Here is a 6,019-nt window from a genome sequence, read left to right as displayed (position 1 = left end):
CACCGTCAGTTCGTCATCCGAAGGGTGAAATGCACTCCGCCAAAACTTTTTGCGTGCCGCAAAAACTTTCGTCTCCGCCCTTCTCCTGCCGCCCTGCCGTTGCTCCTTTGCCCTTTGCCGCTCAAGAATCTTCCAGGAAGATGGGGGAAGAACAAAACCCTGTTTCTGTCGCACGGGAGTGGGTGGCTCAGGCCACTTCGCTGAAAGCGGGGGTCACCGTCACTCTGTCCGATGTGTCCCGGTACGGCGACGTTCAGGTGGAGATCCGCACCAACGGAACGCTTAACTGGCACGCCTGGTCGTTTGAACCGGATTTTCTTTTGGAACTGAAACGCAACCTGCAATACGTGCAGCTTTAACCGTAGGCCGGATGTCCGGCCTTAACCCAGAGAAGGAGGAAACATGCAGAACCTTAACACCCGTCCGGCGACCCGTAAGGTCGGGCAGAGCACCGAAATCGTGAAGCTGCTGCGCATTCAGGCCAGCGACACCCACGTGGTCGAGTTTGACAACGTGGACACACGTTTTAACGACTGCAACAACTGGCAGGTGATGGCAGGAGGGAAACGCGTCCTGTACAGCAACCGCATGTATGAGCGTTTTTCAGATGTGAAATCGGGGATCGTGGCAACGATCAACGTATGTGAAAACAGCGGCAGCGTAACGGATAAAGCGATGCTGGAAGGGGCAAAAGTCATGATGCAGGTTCTTGATGGCTATCCGTCCTTTGCTGCACTGGCAGCACATCCGAAACGCATCACTGATTAATCGAGTGCCGTGACCGGATAGCCCTCCGGCCACGGCTAACCACAACTATCACTGAGAGGTAAAAATCATGGTCGCCACCAATACTACGGCAAAAAAGACAGCCAAGACCACCCGTCAGACAAAATCTGCGGAAAAAATCGCGCAGTCTACCGAGCAGAAGCTCGTCCAGCTGCTCGCTGATACGCCCGTACAAATCTTCCCGTACTCCCGCCTGTCACACACTGGCTTAAACACGCGCATCATTCCGCATACCGATCGGGAAGTGGAAGAGATGGCAGACAGCATTCAGGCAATGGGCATCCTCCAGAACCTGATCGGTGCAGAACTGCCGGACGGTACGATCGGCATTGTCGGCGGGGAAGGTCGCCGCAGAGGCACAGGCATTCTGGTTATGCGCGGTGTGCTCGATGCAGACACACCGTTTGTTCCGGTGAAAGTCCTGCCCGTGGAGATGGCGGTGGCGGCCTCGATGATCGAGAATGGTCGACGTAAAAACATGCATCCCGCCGAGCAGATTATCGGTTTTCGTACCCTTCAGCAGGAAGGTAAAACGGCTTCTCAGATCGGCGCACTGATGGGTTATCACCCGCGCCACGTTCAGCGCTGCCTGAAGCTGGCGAATCTTGCCCCCTCCCTGCTGGATGCGCTGGCGCGGGATGAAATCTCTCTTGAACAGTGTGAAGTCCTGACACTTGCTGATACCCATGAGCGTCAGGAGCAGGTCTGGAAAGAGGCTGTTGAAAAGTGGCGCGATCCTGCCGTACAGACCCTGCGCAAAATGGTGACCGACGACAAGATGGCCATCAGTCACCCGATGTTTGAGTATGTGGGCGAGGAAGCCTATACCGCCGCTGGCGGTACGCTGACCGCCGACCTGTTCAGCGACAAGGACAGCACCTTTGCCGATGCGGCGCTGGTGAAATCTCTGCTGGCTGGCAAGCTCACCGTGCTCGCCGCCCGCGTTAAGCAGGAGCAGGGCTGGGGCTGGGCTGAGTATCGTATGACGGAACTCAGCTTCAGCGGTGAGGACGGTGAACTTTACCGTTTTGCCATGCCGAAAGCTGTCCTGACGGAAGAAGAACAGAAGCGCGTCAGCGAGCTGGAAGAACAAAGGGACGCCACTGAAACCTGCGATGACGAATACGAGCTTCAGCAGCAGATCGATGACATTTACTGCGAGGCGGAGTACCGCGAAGCCACGCCGGAATTTCGCGCCGCCCACGGTATCTGGGTGTCATGGGATGGTAACAATTTTCGGGTTCAGCCAGGTATCCGCAAGCTGACCGACGAAGACCGGGCAGCTGAAGAACAGGCGCGTCAGGAACGTGAAAAGAACGTGATCAGATACACCACGCCTGACATTCCCGCAGACGCCTATCCGGCAACGCTGGTTAAGGCCATGTCAGCCGAACGTACTCTCGCCGTTCAGGCCGAACTGGCGGGTCGTCCTGACGTATCGGTGGCGCTCCTGACGTGGACGCTGTGTCTTGCGCTCTTTGAACGCACCCACGGCAAGCGCAGCCAAGCGCAGCCAACCGCTGAAAGCCTCCGTGTCCTCGAATCAGTATCACCTTGCATCACTGGCTCCATCCGGTGACGAAGGGAAGGCGCTGACGGCGCTCAATGCACAGAAAAAAGCGCTTCAGGCAACGCTGCCAGAAAACTGGCATCTCGATTTCACCTGGCTGCTGTCATGGTCAGCAGAGCAGATAAACACCCTGCTGGGATTCTGTGCGGCACACGGTATCAACGGTATTCAGGAGCGTATGTACAACCATACGCAGAAAAGCGAACTGGACGGGCTGGAAGCGGCGCTGGACTTTGACCTGCGCAAATGGTGGCAGCCGGATGCTGAGAGCTACTTCGGTAAGCTCACGATCTCCCAGATTGGCAAAGCCTATGAAGAAGCCGGACTGAGTACCCGCGCCGGAGAGATTGTGAAGCTCAAGCGCCGCGATGCGGCAAAGGCCGCCGAACAGGATCTGAATGCTCAGGGCTGGCTGCCTGACTGGATGGTGCGCACAGCGCCAGCCGCTGGGGCTGAAGAAGCCACCGAAACCGACGCAGATACCACTGACCACGCTGCTTAATACCGGAGGCCGCCGCCTTCGGGCGGCGGGAACAGACATGACCATGCAATATGACCTGAACCGAATCAACACCCTGACCGCATCCGACCTGGAGTTTATCCGTCATCAGGGCGAGGACGCGCGCCGCGCCCTCAGCGATGCCGTGACCGGCCTCCTGTCGACACCTGAAGGATGGCGCGTCTGCGCCGAGTTCCGCAGCGAGTTCGGCGGCTTCTTCCCCGTCCAGTGCCGCTTCAGCGCGGACGGCAGTGATGACTGGCATCTGTGCGTGTGCAGCCCCGGCGAAGTCTCGCCGTACTGGCTTCTGGTGCTGCTGTCCTCCGGCGGTGACGTGGTGCGTACCCTTTACCAGAGCGACACGCTCCAGCCTGATCGGATAAACCAGATGGTCGCGCAGCTGGCAGGTATGCGCCGCTTTAACTGCACTGCCAGCACCGTGGTGAAGTTGATGAATGTGGAGGTGACAGCATGATCCCGTCCTCACACGCGCTCGTTTCCCTGAAGCCCGCCCGTCAGGCTGCAATACAGGCTATCAGCCATGTTGAGTCTGCCCGCGAACGCGGCGCACGGCTGCCCGCCATGCCGTATGTCCGTACCTTTCTGCGCCTTCTCACGGGTAGCGGACGTCTCAACGCCACGGTGGCCAATAAAATACCCGGCCTGCACTGGGTGCCAAATAACCGTCATTCAAACCTGAAACAGGTCGAGGAGGCACTTAACACGATGATCGCCACCAGTGGCGAAGCCTGCCCGCTGCCGCTCACGATTGACGTACAGGCCGAACTGTTTCCTGAAGTCATGCACACCCGCACGGGTCGACGGCTGCACAGGTCCGGCATTAAGACCACGCGCCAGCTGCGCCGCCAGTCTCGTGAGTACGAACAGCGCTGGAAACTGCGCCAGAACCTGCTGGAGCAGGCAAAAATCGACCTGAATTTTCAGTCACCGGAAACCGTCTGCACCTGGTACACCCGGTGGAGCGACGAGTTTGACGCGGCAGAGCTTGCCGGACCGTTCTGGCGCTGGCAGTCGCGGTTCGCGTCGCTGAAGGAACTTGACTGGCTTCGCATCAGCGGCGAGCCACTGTATACAGTGATGTATGAAATCCCGTTTATTGTCCGGGAAACACCTGAGCATGTTCGTGTCGCTGAACGCTGGCAGGTGCCAAATAAGCTGGCTGACCGGAGCGGTGTATGAAGTGGCGCTATTCCCTGCGCTGGAAGTTGCCGCACAAGCCCTGCCCAGGTCCACTGGAGCTGGTTTCAGTTGTCGTGGAGGCAGGGCAGGCGGCACCTGAGGAGGTGATGGCACGCTGGGTTGCTGGCTCAGGTTACGCTGTATGCGTGGATTTTCTCGGTCAGAAACAGCTCCAGCGCTGGAGCGATGAACGAAAAGCAGCGGTGAGAAGGCGCAACATGCAGGCACGGATCAATCGTGTTGCCCCTTTGTTTGCCGATGAGTTAATCGAGCGTGAGCTGGCTGCACGTCCGACATATTTCAATGGCAAGTCCACCCGATGAATCAGATACAATGCTGTCTGACGGCTCAGATGGCCAAATACAAGGAAAGCGGGAATATGAGGTACTTTTTAATCGTTATATTATTGTATACGCTGTTCTTTTTAATCGTCAGGCATGCTGCCCCAGAATGGGAAGGCACGACAGGTTATTATGCTGGTCTGTTCATTTGCAGTATGTTAGCGATGGTCATCACATGGCGTGATACGCCAGGCTGGTTCGATAAAGTCCTGCTCGGCGTAATGAAATACGGCGTTCTGAGTGCCGGGATTATCTTCTTTGTCTGGGGCGTCGGGTACAAGCTGGCATTCTGGGGGCAAGGTAATTCTGATTCCGTATTTGTAAGTGCGGGGGACGTGATTCTGCCTAATCTTGCGCTGGTCACGGGCGTAGTGATCGCGGGATGGGGATACCTGAGATATTTCAGGCGATAAGCAGCATAAAGCGTGGATATACCTGGTAAGAAATAGCACCTGCCCGGTATAATCGACGTGGCGCTTGAGGCTTTTTGCCTCATGACGTGAAGGTGGTTTGTTACCGTGTTGTGTGGCAGAAAGCAGAAAGCCCCGAGTAATTTTTCAATTAACCCGAGGCCCACTGCATGTCTGATCAACAACAGTATGGCCGCTTACCTGCCGAAAGGCAAGGAGAAGTCAGCTATGAAACTGCCGCGAAGTACTGTTATCTGGTGCGTATTAATCGTGTGTTTAACACTCTTAATATTCACATTCCTCACCCGAAAATCGCTCTGCGAAATCCGGTTGAAGGACGGAGAGCGGGAGGTCGCTGCCGTTCTGGCCTACGAATCCGGTAAGTAAGCTACCTGAAGGCGGGGGAAACCCCGCCTTTTCAGGAGCTGAGTTGCCACGACATGCCTGAAGCGCCTTTATGAAGGGGTTGCCGGTTTACCGGTAGCCCCTTTTTCCATCCCGAAGGGTGCAGTCGCATGCATGAACAACCCGGAAGGTCTGTTCCCCTGCGGGGAACGGGGGAAGGGGGACGCGCCTCCGGCGCTGCCCCTCGGCTCCCTCCGTCTTGTCAAAACGCCTGCCCTTCCTGCCTGATTTTGCTGAAGTCAGAGCGCCATGAGTTACCTGCCTGTACCTGGCTTCAGCCTGGTTTTCCCTGTGTTCTTCATCCCGGGCGTCATATCCGTCGTCCTGCTGGTTATCTTTCTCCGCTGCAGCTCCGTGGCCATAACCCGAAAACAGGGCAGGGCGATGGCCCCCTTCGGCTCCCGGCCAGCACTGCTGTCCGGTCGTCGAGCCCCACTCCGCCAGGGCGGCTGCTGCGCACCCGCCGGGCTCCGCCGAACCCCTTCGGGTTTCGGGCTGACGCTAGGGTCTGATGGCGAAGGTCAAAGGCTGCGGCTTCTCCGGCCGTGCCGTCCGGAACGCCTTCACCGCGCCGGCTGATGCCGTCGCTTTAATGGCGACACGCCGTTCCGACGTGTCGGGTGTGTGCATCCTGTTCCCCCGGTGAGGCCATCCCCCGTGCGTCCTCACGCGGAGGGCTTGTCGTAGCACCGTCAGTTCGTCATCCGAAGGGTGAAATGCACTCCGCCAAAACTTTTTGCGTGCCGCAAAAACTTTCGTCTCCGCCCTTCTCCTGCCGCCCTGCCGTTGCTCCTTTGCCCTTTGCCGC

General features: G+C 57.6%; 9 protein-coding genes and 1 pseudogene. All 10 read left to right on the top strand.

Going from position 1 to position 6,019, the window contains the following annotated elements:
• Positions 1–359, top strand: a 359-nt coding sequence (locus ACMWKK_RS25745; RefSeq protein WP_406542962.1) for a hypothetical protein, incomplete at its 5' end; no start/stop codon positions are given.
• A gap of 43 nt (positions 360–402) precedes the next feature.
• A complete protein-coding gene (locus ACMWKK_RS25740) occupies positions 403–768 on the top strand; it encodes a hypothetical protein (RefSeq protein ID WP_045261360.1) in 366 nt (121 codons plus the stop codon).
• 67 nt (positions 769–835) lie between these two features.
• Positions 836–2,365: a ParB/RepB/Spo0J family partition protein gene (locus ACMWKK_RS25735; protein WP_406542961.1), complete on the top strand. Its 1,530-nt coding sequence runs from the start codon at positions 836–838 to the stop codon at positions 2,363–2,365.
• Positions 2,319–2,858 carry a hypothetical protein gene (locus ACMWKK_RS25730; protein ID WP_406542960.1) on the top strand — a complete coding sequence of 180 codons (540 nt, stop codon included), beginning with the start codon at positions 2,319–2,321 and terminating at the stop codon, positions 2,856–2,858. Before ACMWKK_RS25735 ends, ACMWKK_RS25730 begins: the two co-directional genes overlap by 47 nt.
• 37 nt (positions 2,859–2,895) lie before the next feature.
• A complete protein-coding gene (gene psiB / locus ACMWKK_RS25725) occupies positions 2,896–3,330 on the top strand; it encodes a conjugation system SOS inhibitor PsiB (RefSeq protein WP_045261358.1) in 435 nt (144 codons plus the stop codon).
• Positions 3,327–4,055 carry a plasmid SOS inhibition protein A gene (locus ACMWKK_RS25720; protein WP_029404097.1) on the top strand — a complete coding sequence of 243 codons (729 nt, stop codon included), beginning with the start codon at positions 3,327–3,329 and terminating at the stop codon, positions 4,053–4,055. Before psiB ends, ACMWKK_RS25720 begins: the two co-directional genes overlap by 4 nt.
• A complete protein-coding gene (locus tag ACMWKK_RS25715; protein ID WP_045261357.1) occupies positions 4,052–4,378 on the top strand; it encodes a hypothetical protein in 327 nt (108 codons plus the stop codon). Before ACMWKK_RS25720 ends, ACMWKK_RS25715 begins: the two co-directional genes overlap by 4 nt.
• A gap of 56 nt (positions 4,379–4,434) precedes the next feature.
• Complete coding sequence (locus ACMWKK_RS25710) at positions 4,435–4,809, top strand: hypothetical protein (protein WP_045261362.1); 375 nt, start codon at positions 4,435–4,437, stop codon at positions 4,807–4,809.
• Between the two features lie 167 nt (positions 4,810–4,976).
• Positions 4,977–5,126, top strand: a pseudogene (locus ACMWKK_RS25705) (DUF5431 family protein); the annotation flags it as partial.
• Positions 5,074–5,193 carry a type I toxin-antitoxin system Hok family toxin gene (locus tag ACMWKK_RS25700; RefSeq protein ID WP_274205380.1) on the top strand — a complete coding sequence of 40 codons (120 nt, stop codon included), beginning with the start codon at positions 5,074–5,076 and terminating at the stop codon, positions 5,191–5,193. The pseudogene ACMWKK_RS25705 and the gene ACMWKK_RS25700, both read left to right, overlap by 53 nt.
• Positions 5,194–6,019: the final 826 nt, after the last annotated feature.

Source organism: Enterobacter sp. 01-M-03-SI-ECC (genome assembly GCF_047530215.1).
GTDB classification, from domain to species: domain Bacteria; phylum Pseudomonadota; class Gammaproteobacteria; order Enterobacterales; family Enterobacteriaceae; genus Enterobacter; species Enterobacter chengduensis.
Note: the sequence above shows the minus strand (reverse complement) of the source record. Positions and strands in the feature narration are given on the sequence as shown.